Origin of the sequence: Rummeliibacillus sp. TYF-LIM-RU47 (assembly GCF_008638315.1) — a bacterium.
GTDB classification, from domain to species: domain Bacteria; phylum Bacillota; class Bacilli; order Bacillales_A; family Planococcaceae; genus Rummeliibacillus; species Rummeliibacillus stabekisii.
Genome location: NZ_VVIR01000001.1, coordinates 1,804,405 through 1,830,952 on the forward strand (window position 1 = coordinate 1,804,405; position 26,548 = coordinate 1,830,952).

General features: G+C 35.4%; 26 protein-coding genes and 1 pseudogene. 4 read left to right on the forward strand and 23 right to left on the reverse strand.

All coding sequences use genetic code 11. The features are described 5' to 3' along the window. Positions 1–58 precede the first annotated feature (58 nt). Positions 59–1,408 carry an MATE family efflux transporter gene (locus F0527_RS09115; RefSeq protein ID WP_150284592.1) on the forward strand — a complete coding sequence of 450 codons (1,350 nt, stop codon included), beginning with the start codon at positions 59–61 and terminating at the stop codon, positions 1,406–1,408. A 65-nt stretch (positions 1,409–1,473) separates the two neighbouring features. Here F0527_RS09115 and F0527_RS09120 read toward each other — a convergent pair whose 3' ends face one another. The 7 genes from F0527_RS09120 to F0527_RS09150 all read right to left on the reverse strand — a co-directional run bounded on the left by F0527_RS09120 (position 1,474) and on the right by F0527_RS09150 (position 9,325). Next, positions 1,474–2,565 (reverse strand): Ger(x)C family spore germination protein, encoded by a 1,092-nt coding sequence (locus tag F0527_RS09120; protein ID WP_150284593.1) that lies wholly within the window; start codon positions 2,563–2,565, stop codon positions 1,474–1,476. Further along, positions 2,553–3,584: a GerAB/ArcD/ProY family transporter gene (locus tag F0527_RS09125; RefSeq protein ID WP_150284594.1), complete on the reverse strand. Its 1,032-nt coding sequence runs from the start codon at positions 3,582–3,584 to the stop codon at positions 2,553–2,555. The genes F0527_RS09120 and F0527_RS09125 overlap by 13 nt, the downstream gene beginning before the upstream one ends. Then, positions 3,581–4,999, reverse strand: coding sequence for a spore germination protein (locus F0527_RS09130; protein ID WP_150284595.1), 1,419 nt, complete (start codon positions 4,997–4,999; stop codon positions 3,581–3,583). Before F0527_RS09130 ends, F0527_RS09125 begins: the two co-directional genes overlap by 4 nt. A 264-nt stretch (positions 5,000–5,263) precedes the next feature. Continuing rightward, the gene (locus tag F0527_RS09135) at positions 5,264–6,070 is read right to left on the reverse strand and encodes a CAP domain-containing protein (RefSeq protein ID WP_150284596.1); all 807 of its coding nucleotides are present in this window, start codon (positions 6,068–6,070) and stop codon (positions 5,264–5,266) included. 177 nt (positions 6,071–6,247) lie between these two features. After that, positions 6,248–7,147, reverse strand: coding sequence for a CobW family GTP-binding protein (locus tag F0527_RS09140; protein ID WP_150284597.1), 900 nt, complete (start codon positions 7,145–7,147; stop codon positions 6,248–6,250). A gap of 152 nt (positions 7,148–7,299) precedes the next feature. Beyond that, on the reverse strand, positions 7,300–8,799 hold the full coding sequence (locus tag F0527_RS09145; RefSeq protein WP_150284598.1) for a lmo1851 family serine protease: 1,500 nt from the start codon (positions 8,797–8,799) through the stop codon (positions 7,300–7,302). Positions 8,800–8,920: 121 nt separating this feature from the next. Next, on the reverse strand, positions 8,921–9,325 hold the full coding sequence (locus tag F0527_RS09150; protein WP_190323429.1) for a DUF2512 family protein: 405 nt from the start codon (positions 9,323–9,325) through the stop codon (positions 8,921–8,923). A 625-nt stretch (positions 9,326–9,950) separates the two neighbouring features. Here F0527_RS09150 and F0527_RS09155 point away from each other — a divergent pair. Beyond that, the gene (locus F0527_RS09155; protein WP_150284600.1) at positions 9,951–10,796 is read left to right on the forward strand and encodes an aldo/keto reductase; all 846 of its coding nucleotides are present in this window, start codon (positions 9,951–9,953) and stop codon (positions 10,794–10,796) included. Between the two features lie 156 nt (positions 10,797–10,952). After that, the gene (locus tag F0527_RS09160) at positions 10,953–11,747 is read left to right on the forward strand and encodes an SDR family NAD(P)-dependent oxidoreductase (RefSeq protein ID WP_150284601.1); all 795 of its coding nucleotides are present in this window, start codon (positions 10,953–10,955) and stop codon (positions 11,745–11,747) included. 332 nt (positions 11,748–12,079) lie between these two features. Here F0527_RS09160 and F0527_RS09165 read toward each other — a convergent pair. The 6 genes and pseudogenes from F0527_RS09165 to F0527_RS09185 all read right to left on the reverse strand — a co-directional run. Next, positions 12,080–12,454 (reverse strand): annotated as a pseudogene (locus F0527_RS09165) (aspartate/glutamate racemase family protein); the annotation flags it as partial. Positions 12,455–12,730: 276 nt separating this feature from the next. Continuing rightward, positions 12,731–13,168, reverse strand: coding sequence for a nucleoside 2-deoxyribosyltransferase (locus F0527_RS09170; RefSeq protein ID WP_147196864.1), 438 nt, complete (start codon positions 13,166–13,168; stop codon positions 12,731–12,733). Between the two features lie 174 nt (positions 13,169–13,342). After that, a complete protein-coding gene (locus F0527_RS09175) occupies positions 13,343–13,840 on the reverse strand; it encodes a hypothetical protein (RefSeq protein ID WP_150284603.1) in 498 nt (165 codons plus the stop codon). A gap of 135 nt (positions 13,841–13,975) precedes the next feature. Next, complete coding sequence (locus F0527_RS17065; RefSeq protein ID WP_173668477.1) at positions 13,976–14,125, reverse strand: hypothetical protein; 150 nt, start codon at positions 14,123–14,125, stop codon at positions 13,976–13,978. Between the two features lie 186 nt (positions 14,126–14,311). Continuing rightward, positions 14,312–15,016, reverse strand: a complete 705-nt coding sequence (gene deoD / locus F0527_RS09180) for a purine-nucleoside phosphorylase (RefSeq protein WP_150284604.1) — start codon at positions 15,014–15,016, stop codon at positions 14,312–14,314. Between the two features lie 104 nt (positions 15,017–15,120). After that, on the reverse strand, positions 15,121–15,342 hold the full coding sequence (locus F0527_RS09185) for a YozE family protein (protein WP_066791881.1): 222 nt from the start codon (positions 15,340–15,342) through the stop codon (positions 15,121–15,123). Between the two features lie 301 nt (positions 15,343–15,643). Here F0527_RS09185 and F0527_RS09190 point away from each other — a divergent pair, with 301 nt between their 5' ends. Then, positions 15,644–18,607 carry an EAL domain-containing protein gene (locus F0527_RS09190; RefSeq protein ID WP_150284605.1) on the forward strand — a complete coding sequence of 988 codons (2,964 nt, stop codon included), beginning with the start codon at positions 15,644–15,646 and terminating at the stop codon, positions 18,605–18,607. Positions 18,608–18,659: 52 nt separating this feature from the next. Here the strand turns inward: F0527_RS09190 and msrB are convergent, their stop codons facing one another. The 10 genes from msrB to F0527_RS09240 form a co-directional block, all read right to left on the reverse strand. Further along, positions 18,660–19,091 carry a peptide-methionine (R)-S-oxide reductase MsrB gene (gene msrB / locus F0527_RS09195; RefSeq protein ID WP_150284606.1) on the reverse strand — a complete coding sequence of 144 codons (432 nt, stop codon included), beginning with the start codon at positions 19,089–19,091 and terminating at the stop codon, positions 18,660–18,662. Beyond that, the gene (gene msrA, locus F0527_RS09200) at positions 19,084–19,617 is read right to left on the reverse strand and encodes a peptide-methionine (S)-S-oxide reductase MsrA (RefSeq protein ID WP_150284607.1); all 534 of its coding nucleotides are present in this window, start codon (positions 19,615–19,617) and stop codon (positions 19,084–19,086) included. The genes msrB and msrA overlap by 8 nt, the downstream gene beginning before the upstream one ends. Before the next feature lie 14 nt (positions 19,618–19,631). Next, positions 19,632–20,213 (reverse strand): YpmS family protein, encoded by a 582-nt coding sequence (locus tag F0527_RS09205; RefSeq protein WP_150284608.1) that lies wholly within the window; start codon positions 20,211–20,213, stop codon positions 19,632–19,634. After that, on the reverse strand, positions 20,206–21,021 hold the full coding sequence (locus tag F0527_RS09210; protein WP_150284609.1) for a GDSL-type esterase/lipase family protein: 816 nt from the start codon (positions 21,019–21,021) through the stop codon (positions 20,206–20,208). The genes F0527_RS09205 and F0527_RS09210 overlap by 8 nt, the downstream gene beginning before the upstream one ends. Positions 21,022–21,094: 73 nt before the next feature. Continuing rightward, a complete protein-coding gene (locus tag F0527_RS09215) occupies positions 21,095–21,934 on the reverse strand; it encodes a DegV family protein (RefSeq protein WP_066788113.1) in 840 nt (279 codons plus the stop codon). A gap of 223 nt (positions 21,935–22,157) precedes the next feature. Continuing rightward, a complete protein-coding gene (locus F0527_RS09220; protein ID WP_150284610.1) occupies positions 22,158–22,637 on the reverse strand; it encodes a dihydrofolate reductase in 480 nt (159 codons plus the stop codon). Positions 22,638–22,649: 12 nt separating this feature from the next. Further along, on the reverse strand, positions 22,650–23,594 hold the full coding sequence (locus tag F0527_RS09225; RefSeq protein ID WP_150284611.1) for a thymidylate synthase: 945 nt from the start codon (positions 23,592–23,594) through the stop codon (positions 22,650–22,652). 328 nt (positions 23,595–23,922) lie between these two features. Further along, positions 23,923–24,504, reverse strand: a complete 582-nt coding sequence (locus tag F0527_RS09230; RefSeq protein WP_150284612.1) for a YpjP family protein — start codon at positions 24,502–24,504, stop codon at positions 23,923–23,925. A 497-nt stretch (positions 24,505–25,001) separates the two neighbouring features. Beyond that, entirely contained in the window at positions 25,002–25,790 is a 789-nt protein-coding gene (locus F0527_RS09235) for a class I SAM-dependent methyltransferase (protein WP_150284613.1), read from the reverse strand. After that, complete coding sequence (locus F0527_RS09240; RefSeq protein WP_147196843.1) at positions 25,778–26,215, reverse strand: BrxA/BrxB family bacilliredoxin; 438 nt, start codon at positions 26,213–26,215, stop codon at positions 25,778–25,780. The genes F0527_RS09235 and F0527_RS09240 overlap by 13 nt, the downstream gene beginning before the upstream one ends. Positions 26,216–26,548: the final 333 nt, after the last annotated feature.

Here is a 26,548-nt window from a genome sequence, read left to right on the forward strand (position 1 = left end):
AGTAAATCAACGTCTTTTTCCCTTTTAGAAACATTCATATTCAATGGAGTTGAACAAAATGCATGAAACAACAAAAGTAGGCACGAAATGGAAGAAAATGTCGACCATCGTGCTGCCAATTTTAATTACCCAAGTGGCATTATACCTCATGTCATTTTTCGATGTATTGATGTCTGGTAAATACAGTACACAAGATTTAGCTGGCGTATCAATTGGTTCTTCTATTTGGCTTCCTGTTTATACTGGTTTATCAGGCATCTTAACATCAATCACACCTATTGTAGCACAATTTGTAGGTGCAAAAAGAGAGAAAGAAGCATCTGCTACTGTTAAACAAGGTTTTTATGTAGCGATTCTGTTAGCCATTATTATCTTTACTGGACTAACGCTTAGCTTAAAACCATTATTGAAAGGCATGTCACTTGAGCCAGATGTTTACCGCGTGGCCTACCATTATTTAATCGCCATGTGCTTTGGTTTATTACCTTTATTCATATACAGTGTATTGCGATGCTTCATTGATGCACTCGGTCAAACGAGAGTCAGCATGTTAATTACATTGATGGCAGCACCCATTAATATTGTTTTTAACTATTTATTCATATTCGGACATTTAGGATTCCCCGAATTGGGTGGCGTTGGCTCGGGTGTAGCATCTGCGATTACCTATTGGCTAATCTGTGGTGCTGCCATCATTATTACAATGAAAAAGACACCGTTTGTAGGTTTTTCACTTTTTTCAAAATTACCTAGGCCAAACCCAACCAAAGCATTTGAAATTGTTAAGCTTGGCTTGCCGATAGGTTTAGCTATATTTGCAGAAAGCAGTATTTTTTCTGTCGTCACAATGATGATGAGCAAATATAGTACAGAAGTAATCGGCGCACACCAGATCGCTATGAACTTCGCCAGTCTTCTTTATATGATTCCGCTTAGTATCTCGATGGGTGCGACAATCTTGGTTGGATTTGAAGCAGGCGCCAAGAGATTTCAAGATGCCAAAACATATAGTCGTTTATGTACAATTACTGCGGTTACTTTTTGTATGATTTCTCTTACTGTTTTACTTATATTCAAAGGTCATATAGCTAGCGTGTACAGCAATGATGATCAAGTAATAAGACTCGCTGGCCATTTCTTAACATATGCTGCTTTCTTCCAGCTTTCAGACGCCATCCAAGCACCTATCCAAGGAGCACTGCGAGGATATAAAGATGTCACCATTACATTCATTATGGCACTCGTCTCTTATTGGATCATCGGCTTGCCTGTCGGTATATTACTAGCAAATATGACGAACCTTGGCCCTTATGGTTACTGGATTGGTTTAATTGCAGGGCTGGCTATGGGTGCTGTCACATTAAGTATTCGACTTCGGTTTGTACAGCGCAAGATGGAGAATGCATAAAGTTTATAACAATTACACATTTAAAAAGGGAGTTCCATCCACCATGACGGTAACTCCCACTACAATTATCTAATACTTCCACTACGCACGATTTTAACCTTTACTTTTGCTTCTATCTTAATGTCTTTATATATTTCCTTCCATTTGCCTTCTCTCCATAAGTTCGGATGATATGCTCTGATATCTTCACCTATTCCTACTACATCTGAAGACGCTTCCTGGCTTCTTTTAAACATCCTAGCTATATCTTTCTCAACTCTGCCTTCTATATACTTCTCTAACTCTTTTCTTTTTTGCTTACGATCTAAATGGTCCGGCGGATATTCAGTCATAACAATCGGCATATAAATATTATAATTCACTTTAATGTTATTACCAACCTGTGTTACTTTCATATTCTTCTTAAATCTAATGGCATTAAACCCTACTGATATATCTTTTCCATCTTTCTTCATTAGATATGCCAACTCAATAATATCTGATTTCCCATATCCCATTAATGTTGCAAAAGTGGATTCTCTCATTGTAAGGTGCTCACCTGTATAATTTTTACCATTAAATAATGCAATACCTTCTCCTTCGGGAAGCCCTTTATCACCACTCGCTTTTAGGTATGGTAATGCAAGATCTCTACCCTCACCAAACATCTGATTTGCCGCGATTTCTAAATTAGTTACAGGATATATTGAGGATTTTTCAAATGATTGAATAAAATCTAAATAGTACTCCCCAATCTCTTTTGGTAAGTTTTCTTTAAGTTCTAAGAACTTTTTTGTCGAGCCATCGGTAATTACTACTTTTGCTGTCATTGGACTCTCAGCAGATCGATAATATACGTCCAATAAAGAATATAAATCCTTCTTAGCCGTATCTTCACTAACTAATATAGTAGTCAATTCAGCTATATCCATTGTTTGCTCAGTTTTTTTATTTGCATTCATCCTTACTTCTCTAGCTGTTTTCCCTACTCCTTCAAGCACTATATATTTTGTTGGGTCACTACTTGAACTAGGGTATGCATAGTAGGCTTTTATATCTCCAATGCTGCCATCTACCCCTACTACAGAAATAACAGAGAGCTCTTTATACAAACGTTGGTCCCAGCATCCACTAAGTAAAACAGAAGCTAAAAGAAGAAAGATAATCATTTTGCGCATTTTGCTTCCCTCCTTTTATTTTTCCAAATAATCAAGATCGGTAAAATAACAGTAAAAGGAATATAAATATATTGGAAATGAGCTCTAATAAATTCTACAGACCTTATATTCAAAAAAGCTAAGCTTCCGAAAAAAATCAAAATATGCAATACTGCCATAGGAAATTTCTGATTCTTCCTTTGCACTTGGAAATAAGCAACTCGAATGTTAAATACAATCAAGCTAAACGAAATGAGACTCCAACCTAGCCATATATACAAAAAGAAAATATCGAGTCTTTTAACAAACGTAACTTCAATGGATTTCAAAATATATAAGGTAGGTTCAGTTATATAAGGTAATGAAGCCGGTGCAAAATACATTTTTACTACTAATAATAAGAAGCCAGAAAATAAAGTTATGACAGTTTGATAAATTAGAATATCTTTAAAACGCATTTTGTCTTCTGTCAGTACATGTTTCCTTAATACTAAATAACCTTCTAAACCAGTAAAGGAAGCTAAACCATATAGCGTACCCATAATCCATTGGTGCCCAGTACTTGTGCCAATCGGAAAGAGTTGACTTACCTTTAATTCAGGTGATGCAAATAACAGGAAAAATATAAATACAAAGACAAAAGGAATGATGAAAACTGGCATATTTACTGCGGTTGACGGCCTGCTGACACTGATATAATAAGAAACTAAAAGCATTAGAAGCAATGTTACAGAATTAGGAGTGTTTCCAAGCACCCAAATATTTAAAGTATATTGAATATACACTAAAGATAATATTAGTAAAGCAAGCCAGCTAAGAATATAAATCCAACGTGTTATCTTCCCTAATTCGAAGTATTTATGATATTTTTCGTATAAACATAATTGAAGAAAAACAAAAGCGGCTGCAATAAAGAACATAATCCATGCATCTCGTCCGCCAGCATTCAGAAGAGCCTCTGAATAAGCAATAAAAATAATTCCCGTTGTTCTAAAAAAAAGCATAATAAATAATTGGACTTTAGTTATGGTAAAATTCATGGTTTCTTCCCTTTCGGATCAAAACTGGTAGGTTGAGTACCTGAAGTTGTATGTTTTCCACGAAATAGTATTTGTTTCGTTTTCTTTGGATCAAATGGAACAATCGGATAAATATATGGTGATTTCAGAGATTTTAAGTTGCATAAATGTACACCTAAAATAAGTGCGCCGATTAAAATTCCAAAGAATCCTAGTAATGCAGCCGCAAACATAAACGGAAAACGCAATACACGGACCGACGTATTAAGCTCTACTGATGGTGCAACATAGCTAGAAATTGCAGTTAATGCAACTACTATTACAACCATATTGGAGACTAAACCAGCACTTATAATGACATCTCCTACAACCAAACCACCAACAATACCAATTGTTTGAACCAAAGCCTGTGGCAAGCGAATACTAGCCTCTCGAATTAACTCAATAATTATTTCGACAATTAAAGCTTCAAAAATTGGCCGATAAGGTATTTCACTAATGTCTAACTTTAATTTTTTACTTAATTCAATTGGAAGAACCTCATAATGAAAGCTGACAATGGCTATATAAAAAGCAGGTAAAAAAATAGCAGTAATAAAACTAAATACCCTAACCATTCTATAAAATGAACCGACGATTACACGACTATTAAAGTCATCTGGCGATTGATAAAATGAAAATAATGTTACAGGTGCTATATAAGCAGTTGGCGAAAAGTCAGACATCATAACAATTTTCCCCTCAGAAAGATTAGCAAATACCCTGTCTGGCCTTTCAGTATTCATAATTTGAGGGAAAGGCGATAGAGGATTATCTTCAACAAAATCATTCAATTGTCCTGAAGCATATAATCCATCGGCTTTTTCTTTCATATTATTGAGTTTCTGCTCTAAATCATTAAGGTTTTCTTGATTAGCAAAACGGGCTAAATACATATAATAAATATCTGCTTTGTTGTCTTTTCCAATAGTTACTTTTTTTACAATTAAATCGGGTACTCGCATTCTTTTTCGAATTAGCCCTAAGTTTACGTCTGTATCTTCCACAAATCCTTCATGGGCACCCCGTAAAATAGCTTCATTTGTGGGCTCATCTGGAGAACGATGGGGCAAGTTAGGCATAGAGAAACGAACCATTTGCTGAGTATTCAATAAAAGAAGTACTGTATAACCCTGACATACATAATCCACCAATGTTTCTAGATTGTAGGCTTCTTTTCGTGAAGAGGTGGTTGCATCCCAGTCTTTTTCATTAAACGTTGTTTGCACTTTTAACACATTCAATATATCTTGTACATCTTTTTTATTAGCCATCGAGCTATAGTAGCAGAGAATAGCATATTGATCTTTTGGAAATGAGATTTCCCTTGCTATAAAATCAACTGAATTATAAAAAGTGGCTTTTAATTTTTCAACCATCGATTCTAGCTGGAGCATTTAATACCTCCTCTTTTATTCTTGATGAATATGGTTGGTACCTTCTAGTTACCTTTACATTCTTTCTTTTTTCAGTATGGAACATAAAATTACATTTCAAACAAAAATCCAACCATTAAATGACTGATCCTTTATTTATATAGGTTGCATATTATGCTGGTTTTTGATTTATGAAGACATAAAAAAGCTCTCAGAATGATAAATATTCCGAGAGCCTCTTAACTTGAAATCAGGATGCCCTGATCTCAATTCAAATACTTTATTCTATTTTTGAATAAATTGTTGTGTCCAGACGTTTCCTTTTGCATCATAACCTACACCAATATGTGTATAGTTTTTGTTCATAATGTTAGCGCGGTGACCTTCTGAATTCATCCAAGCTTTTACTACTTCTTCTGGTGTTTTTTGACCTTTGGCAATATTTTCGCCTGCTGATTTATACGTAATACCAAGAGATTTCATTTGGTCAAATGGTGAACCGTAAGTTGGGCTTGTATGATCGAAATAATTTTTGTCTGCCATATCCTTAGATTTAGCTTTCGCAGAGCCCATCAATTTTGTATCTGCTTGTAAAGCAGGCAGACCTTCTTTTGCACGTTCTGCATTAGTCAATGTGATGACTTGTTTTTCAAATTGAGAAGCAGATGTTGCATTTGAGTCTGTAGATGGTTTGCTTGGTGCATCAGTATTTGGTTTTGACGGTGTTGTAGTATCTGTATCTGGCTTAGCTGTTGTATCTGTATTTGGTTTTGTTGTATCTGTATTTGGTTTTGTTGTATCTGTATTTGGTTTTGTTGTATCTGTATTTGGTTTTGTTGTATCTACGTTCGGCTTAGTTGTAGGTTTTACCGAATTCGTATTTGAAGTACCATTTGTAAAGCAGTTATTCAACATAATATTACGATGTGTATTATATTTAGTTGATTGGTAATGCCATGTATGATTTGACATCGAAGTTTGCTTCGTATGTTCTTTCGTAACAGTTTTCGCTGAAGCATCTATTGCTCCGCTGTGCACTCCTGCTGTTAAAAGTAAGCTGAATGGGATTGCCCATTTTGTTAGTTTGTTCATCTTGCATTCCTCCTTGTCGTGTTCCAAGCTTAAACGAAGAATCAAGCAAAAAAATCGCCAAGGATTGCCACTTTCTCCAGCAAGGAGCTGAACCCTCAGTAATATAGGGTTTTATTTGGAAGATAGTTGAAGTCTATCACCTTATTGCTATTCTAAGAGGGTTGACATCTCAATATTTTAGGCTTTAGGCAGTTCTAATTCATTCACATTTTCTCCGATAATCACTAGATTTGGTTCCATTTTTACATACTCAGGAAGCCATTGTGTTAATCCATATGCATACTGAAACAGCATAGGATTTCTAATTCCTTCGATTGGTACAAAGCCCTTCATTCGATAAACAGAATTAGGAAGCGTTTTAATCCATTCTTCAAATTTTTCTTGTGTAAAACTTTCCCCAGACTTGAAAGTAACAAGACGAGAACCTAAATGCAGATGCTCCCCTATGTTTGCTTGTTGAATAGAAGTCGGCCTAGCTGTAGCTTGTAATCTTTGAAGATATTTAATCGGTAGAGAGGCATTCGTTGTTTGAATGATCAGTGCATGTGAATTAATGCTCTGCATCTCAAAAGTAACTTTCGCTCTTTCTGATTCTGTCAGTAAATCCATCTTATTTGCCAAAATCAAATGTGCATGGCGAATCTGTTCTAAAAATAAGGAACGTGTTTGAATTGACATACCTTCTCTTTCTAACCAACGTTTACTATCAGCGACAGTGACAATACCTTTAATGTTTAACTCATTTGCAAATAGCGGTGAATAGACTGCATCTAATGCTTCGACTGGATGAGCTGCTCCAGTGGTTTCTATAATAAGCACATCAAACTCAGAATCCGCTAACAGTGATTGAATTTGTGCCTCCGTTTTTTCGGCACCTGTACAACAAATGCATCCATTTAACATTTCTTTTAAAGGTATATTTTCCTCGATTGCTTGTGAATCAAAATTTAAAGCCCCTAGCTCATTCATGATAATAGCTGGTTTTAAATTCTGTTCTTTCAATTGGCGAATGGTATTCATTAATAAGGTTGTTTTGCCGCTTCCTAAGAAACCGCTGAATAAATATACATCTTTCATTTTAAATCTCCTTCTATTTAACTGCTCTTTCAGCAGAGATTGTATTTCCCTCCAAAAAGGGGCAAACAGTTCGTAAATGTATCTTTACTAAATATAGTGATAGAGTCTTTTCAAAAAAGAGCTGACAAATGAATGCCAGCTCCTTAACTAATCTATTTCATTTCAGCTTTTACAATGCTTGCTGCTTTTTTCAGCTGTGGATCTTCTTTTTTGATTTTCAAGCGAATTTTATTCATTAATGCGTACGTTGTATCGCCTTTCAGAATACCTGTTTCCTTCAACTTGTTGTCTTTCTGGAATTGTTCCACCGCTAACTTCGTTGAGGCATCGTATAAGCCATCAATTTTACCAGGGTTATAACCTGCAGCTTGAAGTAATTTTTCAGCAACTTTAACGCTATCAGATAATGCACCTTCCTTGAAGGTTTTATCAGGGTCCAAATAAGGAAGAGATGCATAGCTTGGATAGTTCACTTTTACATTAGGCTTTATGCCCTTTTCATGAATCCAGTTACCTTTTGGTGTTAACCATTTCGCCATTGTGAATTTAAGATTAGATCCGTCCGGTAGATTCTCAGCGGTTTGCATCGTCCCTTTACCAAATGAAGTTTCACCTACTAATTTGATATGGGAGGACTCATTTAATGCTCCTGCTAAGATTTCAGAAGCTGATGCACTTCCTCCATCGATAAGAACAGTTGTTGGCACTTTTACCTTACGGCCATCTTCTGCTTTATAGACTTGTTTATTGCCTGAACGGTCTTCGAATTGTACGATTGGTTGTCCTTTTGGAACAAATAGATTTGCAATATTCTCTACTGATTCAACCAAGCCACCTGGATTTTGACGAACATCCAGAACCAACCCTTTCATACCTTTTGCTTCCATATCATCTAATGCACTAAGCAACTCTTTATAAGTACCATCTGAGAAGCTTGTGATTTGAATATGAGCAATTTTATTTTTCATCATTTCGGCATATACAGTTTCCACAGGAATGTCTGCACGAGTGATTTTAAAAGTGGTTAGCTTACTAGAACTTCCACGCTGGATTTCAAGTGTAACCTCTGTCCCCTTCTTACCGCGAATTAATAATACGGCTTGTGATGCTGTCATTCCATCAATAGATTTGCCATCTACTTTTTTAATAATATCGTTCGTTTTGATGCCTGATTTCTCTGCAGGCGAGTTTTTAATCGGTGATACGACCACAATATGGCCATCCTTCTCTTGCACCTCAGCACCTATGCCTTGGAAACTAGAAGAAATGCTTTCATTAAACGCTGAAGCTTCCTTTTTATTCATATAGTCAGAATATGGATCTCCTAATGCGCTGATCATTCCGTCTACTGCACCGTTTACTAGCTTGTCTGTATCAATTTTCTTGTAATAACCTTTTGATAGCTCATCGTATGCATTAAACAACTTTTGGAATTCGCCATGTGCTGGTGTGCGAACTTCCACTACTTTATCTTCGCCAACTGTTAACGCAAAAATCGTTATACCTGATGTACCAAGAACCAAAACCATGATCATCATGATGAAAGCAAATGGCTTCATACGTATGTATTTTCCTGTGACTTTCCCATGATTAGCATCTTGTTCTGATTGTGGTTCATTTTGTTCTTGTTCTTGCTTCGTTTTATCATCCATATTCGTTCACCACTTTCAATCTAAGAGTGTATAAAACACACCTTCTATCATAATAGCAGGAATTAAAGCGAACGAAAAGAAAAAGACTGCCAAAAATTCCTTGGCAGTCTTTTCACATCACTTAATCAAAAGATACATTGCAACTCACTGGTTTTGGTTCAAGCACCTTTGTTTCCATATACTTGTGGAATAACCATTCTCCTACCCCAAGTACAATAGAGGATAACAATGATGCGGCAAGAATATCCACAGTCTCTACATATAAAGCTGAACCCATGAAATAAATAATGACGAATGCTAAAACAGCATCCGAAAAGGTGGCAATAGTATTGCCCATTACATAGGCATAGCGCTTACTAAAGACGGTGAAGATAAGAATGTCTCCCAAAACAAAAGCAAAAATGGCAAGGACAAGGCTAATCCAGAGAGTCGTTGAAACATCTCCTCCATAAATGCCTGTATTAATGATTAATAGTATTGCTGCAGTCATAATTAGCTTTAGTATGAATGCACTCACATATTTCATCATTCTATCCCCTTTCGCATGACACAACATATAAATGACTAAATGAGTTGATTGATCAGATCAATCATGGGTTAGTATGAATTTTTTGGGTAATGATATACGTATTAATCCATTTATCCATTTGATTTACTCGTATAGCCTAAAAAATTTCTATCCTCAAACTAAAACGTCACTTCTTATATCTTGATCCAATCTATAGGCACTAAAATGTACCTTTGGAACTTGTAAGTATCTATAGCACTTATAAGTACGTACTTTTCTTTATGGTGAATATATTTCATAATAGCTTTTGTACAGCAAGCTTTAACCATTATCAATTCGTTATTGATTATTTTACGTTCAAATCATGTGGGACAATCGAACATTATGAGTAATGGTTAACTTTATTGTTGGTAATACTATTAGTTCGTACAGGTGCTATAAATGCTCCTTTGAAAACATATTTGAAACATGCAATATGTGGAACAATAAGGTGTTTTTTCTAATTTAAAGGGAAGAGATGTAATCCGCACGTTTCTCCTCTTTAACAGGATAAATAAACGTTATTTGACAAGACAGAGTTGGTTCCTGTATGACGAAATATAATTAAGTCCATTTCAGTTTATAACAATCAGGAGGTTTATTTATGGTAGCGAAAAACTTACAAGATACAACAACTTTGTATAACGGCGTAAAAATGCCATGGTTTGGTCTAGGCGTGTTTAAAGTAGAGGAAGGCCCAGATTTGGTTAATGCTGTTAAAACAGCCATTAAACATGGTTACCGGAGCATTGATACTGCAGCTATTTATGGTAATGAAGAAGGAGTCGGCCAAGGAATCCGTGAAGGACTTAAAGAAGCCGGCATATCTAGAGATGAATTATTTGTAACATCGAAAGTTTGGAACGACGACTTAGGGTATGAATCTACTTTAGCAGCCTACGAAACAAGCCTTAAGAAACTCGGATTGGATTATCTAGATCTATATTTGATTCATTGGCCTGTAGAAGGTAAATATAAAGATGCATGGAGAGCTTTAGAAACTCTTTACAAAGATGGACGAGTTAAAGCAATTGGGATGAGTAATTTCCAAATTCATCACCTTGAAGATTTAATGAAGGATGCAGAGGTTAAACCGATGATCAACCAAGTGGAATGCCACCCACGATTGACTCAAAAAGATCTTAAGTCATTCTGTCAAGAACATGGTATTCAGTTGGAAGCCTGGTCTCCATTGATGCAAGGTCAATTATTGGATAACCCAGAGCTTAAGGAAATTGCCAATAAATATGATAAGTCTATTGCTCAAATTATCCTACGTTGGGACTTACAAAACGGTATTGTGACAATTCCAAAATCAACAAAAGAACACCGTATTGTAGAAAATGCATCAATATTTGATTTTGAGTTAACATCTGAAGATATGGAACAAATTGATAGCTTGAATCAAGATCATCGCGTTGGTCCAGATCCGGACAACTTTGACTTTTAATAAGAAATAAGGAGATATAGACGTTACTATTCGTCTATATCTTTTTTCTAAGGTATTTAAAGTATGTGGAGTGTTCCATACGAAGAAAAATTTAAACAAAATTTATTCTATAAAAAATAAGTTAATGTCTAAGAAAATAATCTAGGAGGGAACTACATGCAACTAAATTTAAAAGGAAAAACAGCGCTAGTTACTGGATCTACATCAGGCATTGGGAAAGCGATCGCTATGTCGCTAGTAGAAGAAGGTGCTACTGTACTGATTAATGGACGTCGGGAAGAAAAAGTGTATGAAACTATTGAAGAAATTAAATCAAAATATCCAAATGCAATTCTTCATTCAGCAGTAGCTGATCTAGGAACAGAACAAGGCTGCCAAAAAATTATCGAGAACTATGCTGGGATAGACATCCTTATTAATAACCTAGGAATTTTTAAACCTGCCGAATACTTTGATATCTCTGATGAAGAATGGTTTAAATTCTTCGAAACGAATATCATGAGTGGAGTTCGACTTACGCGCTGGTACTTAAATCAAATGATTCAGAAGAAAGAAGGAAGAGTCATCTTTATTGCCAGTGAAGCAGCGATCATGCCATCTCTTGAAATGGCTCATTATAGTGCAACGAAAACAATGCAGCTCTCACTCTCTCGTAGTTTAGCTGAGCTAACGAAAGGAACGAGCGTGACAGTTAATACGGTTATGCCGGGCTCCACTCTAACTGAAGGAGTAGAAACAATGTTAAACACGCTTTATCCTAACGAAAATTTGACAATGGAAGAAGCGGAAACTCGATTCATGAAAGAAAATCGTCCAACCTCTATCATTCAAAGATTAATCCGACCAGAAGAAATTGCCCATTTTGTTACTTTCTTAAGCAGTCCCCTTGCCTCGGCCATTAATGGCTCTGCCTTACGAATAGACGGTGGGTTAGTTCGTAGTGTATTTTAAAAATATGTATCAATAAACCGATTATAGTTTTAAAAAATATACCCTATAGGAGCAATCCTATGGGGTATATAAGTTTCTTGATTTTGTATTGAAAAATAATAATATTAGAGTTATACAAAATAAAATGTACATTAAGAAAATATATATGAAGATTAAGAATACTAGCAATTAGTTCATATTTGTTTGGAGAGGCTCTACACTATTGATAAGCAACTGAAAATAACCAATTTATGTTTTATTCTATTGGTTCATCTGATTTTTCTAATGGCTATATTTTTTTTCACCTTTTCCATCCTACTTTCAAGATATTCGATGAGATAAAGAAGAAATTTTTACTTTCCAATTGCCTTATTAACTGATTCAAAAGCATGAATTACTGTTGTATCAAATATTGGAACTTCGGAATCCTCTTCTTTTATTAATAATCCAATCTCTGTACATCCTAATATAATTCCTTCGGCTCCTCTATCAATTAAATTCTTGATGACTTTTTTAAAATATTCTTTTGACGCATGATTGATTTTCCCTAAACATAATTCTTCATAAATCACTTTATTTATAAGTTCTATATCCTCATGAACTGGAATTAATACCTTTATATCATTGTCTTCAATTCTTGATTTGTAAAAGTCTTGGATCATTGTATATTTGGTTCCAAGTAATCCTACTGAATTCAATTTAATTTTCTTTATTTCATTTGCTATTGCATATTCTTTAAATTCTATATTTTAAGAACCATTTCCTTCTTGTAGTAAAGCACTGTTAGAAATGTCTGTGATAATCTTACTCATAGATCCTTTTTTCATATACGATAGGCATTTAGAAATCATTAAAGTTTTCTTGTATTTCCCGGTCCTAGATCTCTTCCTTAAATTAGAAACTATTTTTATTATAGAAAAATAATTCTTATACATTGTATTGAAATATTTAACGGCAAGTTCATTCACAATAAAAAAAGGTAAGGGCATTAGCCCTCACCTTTTTTATTTCACTTCTTTTAAATAAGGTTTACTTGGAAGAGTGTCAAAATCATAACTTTCAACTTCATTCCAATCTTCAAAATAAGCATGTAAACTATCAGTAATCATCAAATTAATGATTTCTCCTTTTGGATTAAACAGTAAAACAGGTTTACCCATAGCATAAGCATAGCCTAATTCCCAGGCTGTACCGGTATCATCATAGTTTTCTCCAATAATCCCAAATATCATATCTGCCCATTTAATGTGTTCCATATCGTTTTTAAATACGAACGTTCTCCATTCAAAAGAACCAAATTCGAATTCAGGTAATTGACTTTCTCTTGGTGAGAAGACCGTGTGCCCTAATGCTCTTAATACCTGTTCTGCTTTTTCTACATGTACAATTTCCTCTCTACCATCTACATCAAAGAATGGACTTGCAAGATAAATTTTAGCCATTTTGTTCCTCCTATTTCAAACAACGATTAACTTTTTAATAAAGTTTATTCCTAAACATATTATCATTAAATATCAAATAAAATCATTAAATTAAGATTTGGGCCGTATTGAAAACACTCGCCCTTTGCCTTATCTGCATTAATTTATTATCTATATGTATAATATATAAAATCCTTACTCACCTAAGCGAGATTCCAATAATTTTCTCGTTTTTAAATCAAAAATTTTATATTTCATTCCCCACATGTGGTCTTTGGTCACTGTAACCTTACAATAACAAGGTATGGATGTACCATAAGCATCAAGATCAGGAATCCCTTGAAACTCAAATTGTTCATCTGTATCAAGCACATTGATGGTTGTATCATTAGTGTGTCTTCCAAATGTTGATGATGTGATTTCTACAGTACATTTTCCTTTAAGAACTTCAAAATCCCTCGTTAATACAGATTTTAAACTTGGAATAGTAATCCATAAGAGAAAAATACCAATTAGAAAGAGTCCAAAAAATTTTAAAATTGTCCATTCAAATTCTCTAAGGCTATACATAAGGACAAAATAATACAATGAAGCTATTACTAAAAATGCACCTAAACCACATAAAAAATAATAAGATAAAATAATAAGCGCTCCTATCAACAAATAATTACTATATCTACGTAATTTAGACACAATAGTTTCAGAAGTATGTAAAAATCCTTGCCAAAAATATTATCTTTATTCTAAAGCTGAAATTTATGGGGATTTTTTGCGTTATCCAAAAACAAAAACATAGGAAGATTGTAGACTCCTATGTTTTCATTCGCATTATTTTTCAGTTTGTTGTTGCTTCTTTTTCAAATACTCCGCACGTATTTTTTCAAGTTGCTGTTTTTTATCAAATTTGGCGGGCTTATTTTTTTCGTGATACTTTGTCACAGCTGCCTGACCTTTGGTATCCAATTGATATTTCCCCATTATATTCACCTACTTTTCATGTCATTATTGATAATCTATTCAACAAATATAATATGCCTTATTTTGCTGAAGTAAACCTTGATACTTTATTAGCAGTAAAAAAGCGACCAATGTTAACCACTTTTTTAAAATGGTCACTTTTGGTCACTTATTAAAAATGTATGGTTTATAAAACGGTTGCTACAACTAGTCTTGAATAGCTGCTTCAAGAGCAACTACCATCATGTCATTGAAAGTAGTTTGACGTTCCTCAGATGAAGTAGCTTCACCTGTTAGAAGGTGGTCAGATACTGTTAGAACAGATAATGCTTGACGGTTGAATTTAGCTGCTAGTGTGTAAAGTGCAGCTGTTTCCATTTCGACTGCCAATACGCCATAATCTGCTAATTTTTCGTTTTGATTGTCTTCTCCGTAGAAAAGGTCAGCAGTATAAACGTTACCGACACGCAAGTGTAAACCTGCTTCTTCTCCTGCTTTGTAAGCTTTTTTCAATAAATCGAAATCAGCTGTTGGCGCATAATCAATGCCTTTAAAGATAATTTCATTCATTTTAGAGTCTGTAGTAGCAGATTGAGCAAGAATCACATCACGAACCTTTACATCGCGTTTTAGAGCGCCGCAAGTACCAACACGGATCAGTTTTTGGCATCCGTACTCTTGCATTAACTCTGTTGTGTAAATTGCAATGGAAGGTACGCCCATGCCTGTACCTTGTACAGAAACACGTTTGCCTTTATATGTACCTGTATAGCCGAACATATTACGAACTTCGTTGTATTGAGTAACATCTTCTAAGAAAGTTTCTGCAATATATTTTGCACGAAGTGGATCTCCTGGAAGTAATACGATCTCTGCAATATCGCCTTGTTTGGCATTAATATGAATACTCATTTTGTATCCCCTTTTCTTTTGACTATAACACATTTATTATTATAATCAATATTTATAATACATACACCCTTATTGTAGCAAGAACGTCTGACATCTGACAAATATTATTCTGAAAATTTTTCTTCATATAATTGCCATAACTCATCAAAAACTGTGGCTTTTAATTGGTCATTATCGTTTTCCTCTATATATTTCGACAGAGCGGAGAAATCCTCCTCTGCTTTAGGAAAACTATGATCATCAAATGCTGCTTCCGCAAAGTCTGCCTTTGGATCATTTTTTCCGCCTCTAAATGTTAATACATATTGGTAAAATGAAGGTTTCACTTGATTCCCCTCCGTTTCAGTAAGAATATTTAACATAATTGTACCCGTTCGACTCTAATTTACACAGAAAGTTGAATTTTCAAGTGCAAAGTAATACACTTTGCGTTTCTAATTAAGGAAATAAGGGAATCTACTTTCACTAGTCTATCATATCATGCTAGCAATGCCATTTTTACTAATATAGCATGTAAAATATCTTTTTTAGCCTTTAAACCTATTCACTTTCTAGTTCTTTGCACTTATAATTCATAATTATCAACTATTTTATATATTTAATAAAAAATAGAAGGAAGTGATTGAATTGGCAGATAAAAATTTCGAAAATTTAATTCATTTTAATTCACCTTTAATACCTAATAGTAACCCTTTTTCTCAAGAAGAAAGTCCAATCACTTTTGCTCTATTAAATATGCTTTCATCACTAGCAGAAAACCATCCAGATACTTTTCTAATCCTTTCTTCCAGTGGGAAGGTAATTATACAGAATAAAGAAACTTTCCCTATCTTGGGTGAGGAAATAAATGAAATACAAGATTTTGAATCTATTGCAAAGAAATCATACAGAACTATACATACAGCATTTTTACATGCTGTCTCAGGCCATACCCAACGATATGAGATCGAAGTTACTAATGATAACTATGGTACGCTTCATGTCTTATTTACATTTATCCCATTAATTTACGAAGATAAGGTAGAGGCTGTCTATTTAGTGATGAGTGATATGACTGAACAAGTGAAATTAAAAGACACCTTACTTTCCAGCCAAAAGCATTTAAACAACGCTCAGCAAATAGCCGAAATTGGAAGTTTTGAATATTGGATAGCTGAAGACCGTCTTAAATGCTCAAAGCACTTTTTTAAACTCTTTGGATTGCCACAAACACCCAGCATGAAAATGGAAGAACCCTTTAAATTAGTTCATCCAGATGATTATAGATTAATTTATGATCAAGTGCAAAAGGCTATTAGAGGGAAAGATTACACAGCTGAATTTCGTATTTATCATGGCTTAACGGGCAATCTCCGCTACATAAAAGTGAAAGCAGTCGTCCTATGGAAGAATGGAAAGCCTTATAAACTAAATGGGGTCATTAAAGATGAGACAGCAGAGAAACTGCTAGAATCGGAACTGAAGGATACTATAGCACGTTATGCCTTTATTTTTGACAATCTAACAGCTGGCATTTGGATGAGGGATGCAGAAACGGGAAAAATGATTTTTGCCTCCAAAGGAATGGAAGATATCCTAAAAATTCCATTAGAAACTTTATATACAGATAAAGATATCTGGAGAAATATGGTCCACCCTTGTCATCACCATGAAATCGGTCCTTACTTAGAGAAAAGCGCGAAAGGAGAAAGTGCAAAGTTTACCTATCGATTAATTGATGGTGCAGGTGATGTTAAATGGCTGTTCGAGCAAACAATCCCCACCACGAATGAAAAGGAAGATGCAACAATTTTTTTTGGATTTGTAACTGATATCACCCATGAAAAGTTTCTAGAAGAGAAAATCAACCATTTGGCACGTTATGATGCTCTTACAAATTTACCAAATCAGCACAGTATCTACGAAGTGATGGAAAGCTTATGTAACAGAAAACACCCATTTGCTTTGCTTTATTTGGATATTGACCGGTTAAATATAATAAATGATTCTTTAGGCTATCATATCGGTGATGAAGCGTTGAAAACTCTTGCAAATCGTTTTAGTAAACTAATGCCTCCAAACAGTTATTTCGGAAGGCTCAATAGCAATGATTTTATCGTATTACTTTGGAAAATCCAAGATAAGGAAGAGGTATACTCATTAGCTGAAATGCTTATTACTGTAAGTAGAAAACCATTAACCATACAGGAATTTGAAATGCATCTATCAACAAGTATTGGCATTAGCTTTTATGGTATAGATGGTACAGATAAGCAAACATTACTGGAAAATGCGCACTCAGCATTGTATCATGCAAAACGGCAAGGTAAAGCAAACTATCAAGTATATTCATATACAGACAGTATCCATTCTTATAAAAAATATAATTTAGATCAAGATATGCGGAAAGCGATTAACAATGAGGAATTTGAAATTTTTTATCAGCCTCAAGTTGAACCGATCAGTGGTGCTATATACGGAGCGGAGGCACTATTACGTTGGAATCATCCTGAATGGGGATATGTTTCGCCCGGTGAGTTTATACCTTTAGCGGAAGAAAACCACCTCATAAATGCTATTACAGATTGGGTGATTGAAAAAGTATGCGCCCAGCTTAAAAACTGGAAAGACGAGGGAATTGATTTAAAACCAATTGCTATTAATATCTCACCAACACGCTTTATGAAAAAAGGGTTAGCCGAATATGTAAAAACTCTACTTTCTCAATATGATATTTCAGCAACATTTATCGAATTAGAAATCACTGAAAGTACTCTTCTCCAGAATGAAAAAAATGTGTTGTCTTCACTTCAACAATTAAGAGATTTAGGGATTAAAATAGCAATAGATGACTTTGGGACAGGTTATTCTTCCCTTATGTCAATCCGGACTTTCAAACCAGATATTATCAAGATTGACCAAATTTTCACACGGCATATAACCAGTGAGGGTAGTGTGGATAAAGGCATCATACTTTCGATTATCCATTTAGCGAAAGAGCTGGGAATGACTGTTGTGGCTGAAGGTGTAGAAGAATATGAACAGTTACAATTCTTACTCCATAATGGCTGCCATTATATACAGGGTTATCTTTTTTCAAAGCCTCTACAAAAAAAAGATTTCTATCAAATTCTAAAAACTGGCTCTCTTTCTCCTAGTAGTGCCTGTAAACTCACTATAATTGACCAGGAACGGCGTGCATTTATACGTTTTCAATTACCTACTTACGTTCAAGCAGATATGACCTTAATAGAAATGCAAAACGAAAAAGTCGAAGTAGGTTCAAACAAGATTCTCATCGAAAATATCAGCTTTGGCGGTATGAAAATTATCTCATCGATGAATTTGGCCATACAACCTCAGATGAAATATCAATTTTGTTTTATCCTTTTAAACAAAAAGTTCATTTTAAATGGAGTACTCAAATGGCAAAATGAAGTGAAGGGCTCTCTTTTTGCATACGGTGTTGCATTTCTACTAGAGGAAGAGGATGAAACATCTCTTGCTTCTACGATACATCTATTAAACAAATTAAATGAATCCAGTAAACAGATCCCAGACACAGATTTTATCTGCACAAACCCGGTAGAGTACTTTTCTATTTATAAGTAACACCCAAGAAGGCAACAACGCTGTATTACGCTGTTGCCTTCTTTTATCGTTTTTATAAATCAAACAGTTTTTCATATTCGCTATAGCCTTCAGAAGCTAAATCTTCTTTAGGGATGAAACGAAGTGCTGCTGAGTTAATGCAATAACGAAGTCCACCTGTTTCCTGCGGCCCATCTGGGAATACGTGACCAAGATGAGAATCCCCCTCTTTACTACGTACTTCTATACGCTGCATACCAAAGCTTGTATCTTTATGTTCGGAAACTTGTTCCTCTTTGATAGGTTTAGTAAAGGCAGGCCAACCACACCCAGAGTTATATTTGTCTTTCGACGTAAAGAGCGGTTCTCCAGAAACAATGTCTACATAAATCCCTTCTTCAAAATGCTCATCATATTCATTTGTGAAAGGAGCTTCTGTCCCTCTTTCTTGAGTAACATGGTATTGCAGCGGCGTTAATTCTTTCAATTTGTCCTCTTTATTCATTATGAGACCCCCAATTTTGCTGTTGAAATGCTGTTCTTCCTGACCCAATGGAATAAAGCTCGTAATGAGTCGGGTTTTTTTTATAATAATGTTGATGATACTCCTCGGCTGGATAGAACTTTTTAGCTTCTAATATTTTCGTCGCAATGGGTTTATTAAATTTCCCTGATTCCTCTAGTCTCTTTCTAGACTCTTCTGCAATTCTCTTTTGATCTTCATCATGATAAAATATCGCTGTCATATAGGATTTGCCTCGATCATGAAACTGGCCGCCTGCATCGGTTGGATCGATAAGCGTCCAGAATGTTTCAACTAACTTTTCATATGGATAAACTTCTGGATCAAATGTAATTTGTACTGCTTCATAGTGACCAGTTAAATCTGTGCATACCTGCTCATAGCTTGGGTTTTCAACATAACCTCCTGTATAGCCTGATATGACGGATTCAATACCTGACTGTTCATCAAATGGTTTTACCATACACCAGAAACAGCCTCCTGCAAATGTTGCAATAGATGTTGACATATATTACGCCCTCCCTATTTAGTAGGAATGATTACATCAAGTATAATGCGATTCTTATCTAAATTGAATTCTTTTGCTTGTACATGCCCTATTAAGTTTTCACCAAGAGGGATATCAATATCCGTAAGATTAAAATAAATTTGTTCTTCTTTCGGCTGAATCACCATCCAGCTAGGCAAATCAACGGAGTCCTTCAATAGTTTGAGAGCTGTATTTGGCGGTATATCAAGCATGCCAACTTCAACAGTTTTTTGTTTCAAGAGTAAATTACCCTCTTCTAATGAGGGTTCAAACGTCATGGTAATCGGCAATTCCATTTCAAATACGGTCAATGTACTGTTTAATGTGACGTCTTGATCAACTTCCATTGTGACTGGAATTTTAGACGTTTTCATCGAACTTTCAATCAATCGATTTGCCATATTTTCAAAATCTTTTTTGGTCGTTTGTACTTCTAAATGACTGCCATTAGGTAATTGCTTAACAGTTGGATTAGGCGTTGTATCAATCGGTCTTGTAATTAAATAGAAGAATGATACAATAGCTACAATCACAAGTGTTAAGAGCAATAGAAAGGCTATTTTCCATTTATTCATCTATACTATCCTCCTGAAAATCAAATTGTCCTTGTGATAGTTTTTTTAGATTTTCTTCTTCAAGTGTTTCAATAATGCGAGCAGTCATTTGATCATACCCTCTAGCATTGGGATGAAAGAAATCAGTATGATAAACCAAATTCGCGTTTGTATCAAATAAATCCTCTACATTTACAAAAACAGCATATGGATCATCATCCGCAAAGCCTCTAATATCAGAATTCCATTCATCCATGATTGTGTTCATTTCCGACTCTTCTTTGGTAAAGATCGTCAACGGATTATATACACCGATCAAGATGATAGGGGCTATTGGATTACGTTCCCTAATCATTTGCATTATGGTCTCATAACGCTGCTGAAATTTGGGTCTTCCTTTATCAAAGTCTTTCTTTTTTAATTCTGTGATATGTTCACGTACAATCTTCATTAAATCATTACCGCCAATAGTCAACGTGATTATATTAGCCTTCCTCAGTGTATCGTCAAGCTTCCCAGATTGTAATTGGTCAATGAGTTGATCGCTTCTTCTACCTTTTTTAGCTTCATTATGGATTGTCACAGATCTTACACCTTGCCATGTTTCCATATCGGTTTTTAAACGACCGACATATCCTTCATTTTCCGCTTCATCGCCTACTCCCTCGGTTAGCGAATCCCCGAGTGCTACGTACTGGACATCCTTGGGTTTAAACATTTGTGTCACCAATATTTTTTTGGTTTCTTCTTTTATATTATGCACGGCGTCCTGTGTTTCACAGCCAGCGAGCATTACAACAGACAGCAAATAAACTATCCACTTCTTCATTATTTTGCCCTCCTTTCACATCGGCTCTGTCGCTCAAAATGAAAGAAGGCAGGGAACTTCCCTGCCGCCTAAATTAATCAGTATAGTAAGAAAAGCCAATTGCACCTGGCCCTGTATGTGTACTAATAATTGGCGACGTATAGCCAAATTTTACATCATGATAGCCTGTCTCTTCAATCCTAGTTTTTAGAGGGTTTGCCATCTCTAAACCATTCGCATGTGCAATGCCAACACCTCGAACAACACGTCCCTCTGTGTCTTGGATATATTGATTGGTTAGATATTTGACTACTTGTTTATGACTTCGCACTTTCGCAACAGGATTATAGTCGCCTGTCTCTAAGTTGGCAATCGGTTTAATGTTTAATAAAGAACCGATCATGCCCATCCCTTTTCCGATACGTCCGCCTTTAACCAGGTTTTCGAGTGTATCTACTACAACAAAAAGGTGGGTATGCTCTCGCACATAGTCGATTCTTTGTAGAATCTCATCCATGCTTTTGCCTTCTTTAGCCATCTGTGCTGCTTCTAACACCTGAAAGCCAAGCCCAAATGAAGTAAATCGAGAATCAACAACGACTACATTTGTATCAGTCATGGTAGCTGCAGCTTCCGCAGACTTCACGGTGCCGCTCATACTTCCTGTCATAGTAATAACTAATACTTCATCGCCATTCTTTCCAATCTCATCAAATAACTCTTTAAACACCCCTACTGCTGGCTGAGAGCTTTTAGGCAATTCAGTAGACTCTGCCATTTTCTCTAAAAATTCAATCGGATTTAAATTAACACCATCTATATATGTTTCATTATTTATTTGAATTGATAGCGGTACAACATGAATGTTGTATAGTTCAATTTCACTTTTAGTTAATTCTCCAGTCGAATCTGTTACAATTTGAATTCGTCCCATAATGACACTTCCTTTTATTCCATCCACTGTTTTAAGTATTTATACTTTATTTTACCCGTCTACAGCTGTTCAAACATGTGACATTTGTCAATTGTTTGGGGGAGAATAAGAACTTTTTGTGAAGTATTTATCTATACAATATGCAGAGATACCTTGAAAGTTTAATAACACCATAATTAAATAATTACCCATATCCACTATAGATATTCTACGTTATTTTAAGTTATGATTTTTTATAGACAATATAAGAATATTTGATATGGTCTTCTGTTTCATGTATCTCTGACTCAGAAGCTTTCTTCCATTCATCACCATAGACCGGGAAGTATGTATCCCCTTTAAAGGCATGTTGTATTTTCGTTATATACAAGATATCTGCAACTGGAAGCGCCATTTTAAATAATTGCTCTCCACCGATTACCATAATTTCTTTGTTTTCTTTTTCTGCTTCTTTCAAAGCTTCTTCAAAAGAATGTACCACCGTTGCACCTTCTACTTGATATAATGGATCTCTTGTCACAACAATGCTTGTTCTTCCAGGCAATGGCTTGCCGATAGATTCGAATGTTTTACGCCCCATAATCATTGGTTTACCCATTGTTGTTTTTTTGAAAAATGCAAGATCCTCTGGCAAATACCAAGGAATTTTATTTTGATAACCAATCACTCGATTTTCATCATGCGCTACAATTAATGAAATCATAAACTCATCTCCTTAGACAGAAATAGGCGCTGCTATGCGCGGGTAAGGGTCATATCCTTCTATAGCCAAATCTTTGGTTTCATAATCAAAAATTGAATTCTTGTCCGTTTTAATAACAAGCTTTGGCAATGTCTTGGGCTTGCGTGAAAGTTGTTCCTTCACTTGATCCAAGTGGTTTTTATATAAATGAGCATCACCCAGCGTATGAACAAAATCCCCAGCTTCTAGACCACATTCTTTAGCGATTAAATGGGTAAGAAGTGCATACGAAGCAATGTTGAAAGGAACACCTAGAAAAACATCTGCACTTCGTTGATATAGCTGGCAAGAGAGTTTACCTTCCGCTACGTAAAATTGAAAGAATGAATGGCATGGAGGCAGCGCCATGTCCTCTACTTCTGCAGGATTCCAAGCTGTTACAATATGCCGTCTGGAATCAGGATTCTTCTTAATAGATTCAATAACATTTTGTATTTGGTCTATCGTACCACCCATACCGTCAGGCCACGAGCGCCACTGTTTGCCATAAACGGGACCAAGATCGCCGAATTCCTTTGCAAATGCTTCATCTTCTAATATTCTCTGTTGAAAAATGGCCATCTGTTCTTCATATTGTTTTTTAAATGTCTCATCTGTTAATACACGATGCCCAAAGTCTGTCATATCAGGCCCCTCATATGCATCACTTTTAATCCATTTTTCAAAAGCCCATTCATCCCAAATATGATTGTTTTCTTCGATTAGTGTACGTACATTCGTATCACCTTTTAAAAACCATAACAACTCGGTTGCAATTAATCGGAAAGAGGTTTTCTTAGTTGTCATTAAGGGGAAACCCTCTTGCAAATCGTATCTCATTTGATAGCCAAACACGCTAATTGTGCCAGTCCCTGTACGGTCACCCTTTTCGATTCCGTTTTCTAGAATATGGCGGCAAAGGTCTTGGTATTGTTTCATTAAGTATAGCCTCCAATTTATTTATCTATTTCATGATAACATTGACGAGAAATAACGTAAAATAAAACAAAAAGCCAGATGCATTTTTACTTTGCATCTGGCTTTTATTTAACAATTTAGCTTTTTGTTATTTCTATTGACGCCAAATCTTTATAAGCATATCTGTGTTAAAGTACTTGTTTCCTTTTAAAAAAGAAGCCATTCACGAACTTATCTTTACTGACAAACTGTTATTGCAAAAGATAAGATGTTTTAAAGTAATTGGTAGAAATATAGATAACGTATACTTCTATTGAGTACACAAAATTTTTTCTTTAATATTCAGAATTTAGCTTAACCATTTTGGTGGTGTATCTTTAGACCAATAAATCTCACCTAGATTGTTATGAGAAGCAAATTTGTCTTTATAAGTGTGATAATGAAAATTGTAGTAATAGCCATCTACTGGTCTGCGTTCCGTTCGTACATGGAAACGAATCATATCTTGTCCTGATGATGCTTGATAAATATGAAAAATCTTTTCAGAATAGTCACCACTTGGTTTTTCAGTCATCGCCAAGTCACGCATCTCGTTGACATTCAGATGATCCACTGTCATATGAATAGCTTCTTCAATCTTGGGAAATATAATATGATCAAATTCATTGCTTATCTTAGGACCAATACGATTCCCAAATTTTAAATATGATTGTTCTTTTGCTTGATCTATTAGCTGACCAGACATTGTGAATTGGTCTACTTCTGGCTGAGCATGTTGTATGTATTCTTTTGAAACATCTTTTGTATAAGGCGTTTTATGACTTTCGCCGTGTTCTAATAAGTTTTCCCAAATGGAGTGATTAGATGTGATAACACCTAAAGTCAGAACGGCGACTGTTGATACAAGGAATTTTTGAAGTTTATTTCTCATACTTTTCACCTGCCGTTGAACAAATATTGTCTTTTCACTTATTAGTATATACGAAAATCAGAAGTAAAGGTTTCATCTTTTTCTAAATCATTGTACAATATAGTAGAAATAAAGTGACACTGCAATCTGGGACAATCAGATTGGTAGTAGAACCATTCGGGCATTTACGGGCTTCATTTTTAATTATTCACTGCCCTTAATGCAAAATAAAGCGTTCGTTTTTGTACAAAAGGAGGGCAAATTTTATGTCAATCGCAATGGGTATCGGATTTTTATTGCTATTATTCTATTTAATGTCTCTTTGTATTACAGACTAATGCGATTATAAAACAAACGCACTCAGCAAGGGATGTAAACCCTTACTGAGTGCTAGTTTTGGTCATTAGTTTAGAGTACCCTAATTTTTAAAACAAACTACAAACCTGAAATTCAGGAGAAAACAGTGGATAGTATCCACTGTTTTTTTGTATAACAAAAGCCTGCTAATAATCGCAGGCCTATAGTTCAATCACACCATAATGAAATTTTGCATTATAGCGAATGTCTCGTGTGAAACGATATTGATCAAACAACGGAGAACGGAAATGAGCTTTTAACACAACTCGCTTTTTTGCTACCCTTTTTGCCTCATCCACCCATTCATCTGTTAATGAATTTTGCAGTCCTGCAACACGCAACGGTGAAAAGTTTTTTGACTCCTCTATTGTCTCTTCAAACATAGGGTCCATATAAACGACATCGAATGCATTATCCTGTTGCTGTTTAAGATAGTCAATCGCTAAACTACTAACAACTTGTATGTGATCCATACAAGAAAGTAGCGGCAATTGCGCTCTGTCATACGACCGCAGGCCTTCACGTACAATAAACGCTACATTCGGGTTGCCTTCACAGCCAATGACTAATCCTATATCACCTACTGCATAAGCGGCCACAATACTATCCGAGCCAAGCCCTAACGTACAATCTAAAAAGGTATCTCCTTTTTGCAGTTTGGCTACATCCAAGAAAGGCTCATGCTCACCCCTCGCTATCCGTTTCAAGCGAAAGGCAGCTGAGCTAGGATGAAAGAAAAAAGGTTCCTCAGATTCAAATGGTAGGTACTCATATGAGAGTTTACCCGCAACAATTAAATTTGCATGATGTTCTTCCGCTATTTTTTGAAGAGACTTCTTCTTTCTTTCGATGAATGGTAGTTCAAGTGCTTTACAGGCTTTTTCCGCTAATTCAAATGAATGCTGGTTGGGCCTTCCCACTGTTGTTACTATAGTTTTTATTCCGCACATATTTGATCAAGCACGCCTACTAAATGATCGCGCACTTGTTCCATTGCATGATCTTCAATTTGTTCACGGGGAATAAAGTAAGCCAACTGTCCATCTTTCCAAATAGCAATAGAAGGAGAGCTTGGTGGCACTTCCTCAAAGAAGCCCCTCATTTGCATTGTCGCTTCAGCATCTTGACCAGCAAACACTGTCGTTAAGTGATCCGGTTTATACTCAGCTTGCTGTATAGCTTCAATAACTGCTGGACGTGCAAGACCGGCCGCACAGCCGCATACAGAGTTAATAACAATCAATGAGGTACCTTTCGATTCTTGCATATGTTCAGCCACTTCATCCGGCGTTCTTAATTCCGTAAAACCGGCGTTCACTAATTCATCTCGCATTGGTTGTACAATGCCTTGCATATATTCTTCGTATGGGTTCATAATTTCGTCCCCTTTCATATTCCTTCATAATCCCTTGAATTATAAGGTTTGTGCTCTTCTATTTTATCTCGAATTACATATTTTTTCACGGATTTTCATTTTTTACGTGATTTTTTGGTTTAAAACAAACTTTCTCTTATTATAAAACGCGGCTATTCACATGTTTTAGTTACATGGAAAGCCGCGTTGTTTTATATAGCTCATTAATTTCCTATTGTATAGGAAACATCGGTAATTCTTTTACTATGATTTTTTCGATTTGCTGCACAACAAGCATTAATTCTTCATCAATAATTAGCATTTCACTAAATGTATAAAATATCTTGATATGCA

Coding starts and splice junctions, on each gene's coding strand:
- F0527_RS09115 (WP_150284592.1), top strand. CDS start 59: ATGCATGAAACAACAAAAGTAGGCACGAAATGGAAGAAAATGTCGACC.
- F0527_RS09120 (WP_150284593.1), bottom strand. CDS start 2,565: ATGCGCAAAATGATTATCTTTCTTCTTTTAGCTTCTGTTTTACTTAGT.
- F0527_RS09125 (WP_150284594.1), bottom strand. CDS start 3,584: ATGAATTTTACCATAACTAAAGTCCAATTATTTATTATGCTTTTTTTT.
- F0527_RS09130 (WP_150284595.1), bottom strand. CDS start 4,999: ATGCTCCAGCTAGAATCGATGGTTGAAAAATTAAAAGCCACTTTTTAT.
- F0527_RS09135 (WP_150284596.1), bottom strand. CDS start 6,070: ATGAACAAACTAACAAAATGGGCAATCCCATTCAGCTTACTTTTAACA.
- F0527_RS09140 (WP_150284597.1), bottom strand. CDS start 7,147: ATGAAAGATGTATATTTATTCAGCGGTTTCTTAGGAAGCGGCAAAACA.
- F0527_RS09145 (WP_150284598.1), bottom strand. CDS start 8,799: ATGGATGATAAAACGAAGCAAGAACAAGAACAAAATGAACCACAATCA.
- F0527_RS09150 (WP_190323429.1), bottom strand. CDS start 9,325: ATGAAATATGTGAGTGCATTCATACTAAAGCTAATTATGACTGCAGCA.
- F0527_RS09155 (WP_150284600.1), top strand. CDS start 9,951: ATGGTAGCGAAAAACTTACAAGATACAACAACTTTGTATAACGGCGTA.
- F0527_RS09160 (WP_150284601.1), top strand. CDS start 10,953: ATGCAACTAAATTTAAAAGGAAAAACAGCGCTAGTTACTGGATCTACA.
- F0527_RS09170 (WP_147196864.1), bottom strand. CDS start 13,168: ATGGCTAAAATTTATCTTGCAAGTCCATTCTTTGATGTAGATGGTAGA.
- F0527_RS17065 (WP_173668477.1), bottom strand. CDS start 14,125: ATGGGGAAATATCAATTGGATACCAAAGGTCAGGCAGCTGTGACAAAG.
- deoD (WP_150284604.1), bottom strand. CDS start 15,016: ATGAGTATTCATATTAATGCCAAACAAGGCGATATTGCAGAGATCGTA.
- msrB (WP_150284606.1), bottom strand. CDS start 19,091: ATGAATAAAGAGGACAAATTGAAAGAATTAACGCCGCTGCAATACCAT.
- msrA (WP_150284607.1), bottom strand. CDS start 19,617: ATGTCAACATCTATTGCAACATTTGCAGGAGGCTGTTTCTGGTGTATG.
- F0527_RS09205 (WP_150284608.1), bottom strand. CDS start 20,213: ATGAATAAATGGAAAATAGCCTTTCTATTGCTCTTAACACTTGTGATT.
- F0527_RS09210 (WP_150284609.1), bottom strand. CDS start 21,021: ATGAAGAAGTGGATAGTTTATTTGCTGTCTGTTGTAATGCTCGCTGGC.
- F0527_RS09215 (WP_066788113.1), bottom strand. CDS start 21,934: ATGGGACGAATTCAAATTGTAACAGATTCGACTGGAGAATTAACTAAA.
- F0527_RS09220 (WP_150284610.1), bottom strand. CDS start 22,637: ATGATTTCATTAATTGTAGCGCATGATGAAAATCGAGTGATTGGTTAT.
- F0527_RS09225 (WP_150284611.1), bottom strand. CDS start 23,594: ATGAAACAATACCAAGACCTTTGCCGCCATATTCTAGAAAACGGAATC.
- F0527_RS09230 (WP_150284612.1), bottom strand. CDS start 24,504: ATGAGAAATAAACTTCAAAAATTCCTTGTATCAACAGTCGCCGTTCTG.
- F0527_RS09235 (WP_150284613.1), bottom strand. CDS start 25,790: ATGTGCGGAATAAAAACTATAGTAACAACAGTGGGAAGGCCCAACCAG.
- F0527_RS09240 (WP_147196843.1), bottom strand. CDS start 26,215: ATGAACCCATACGAAGAATATATGCAAGGCATTGTACAACCAATGCGA.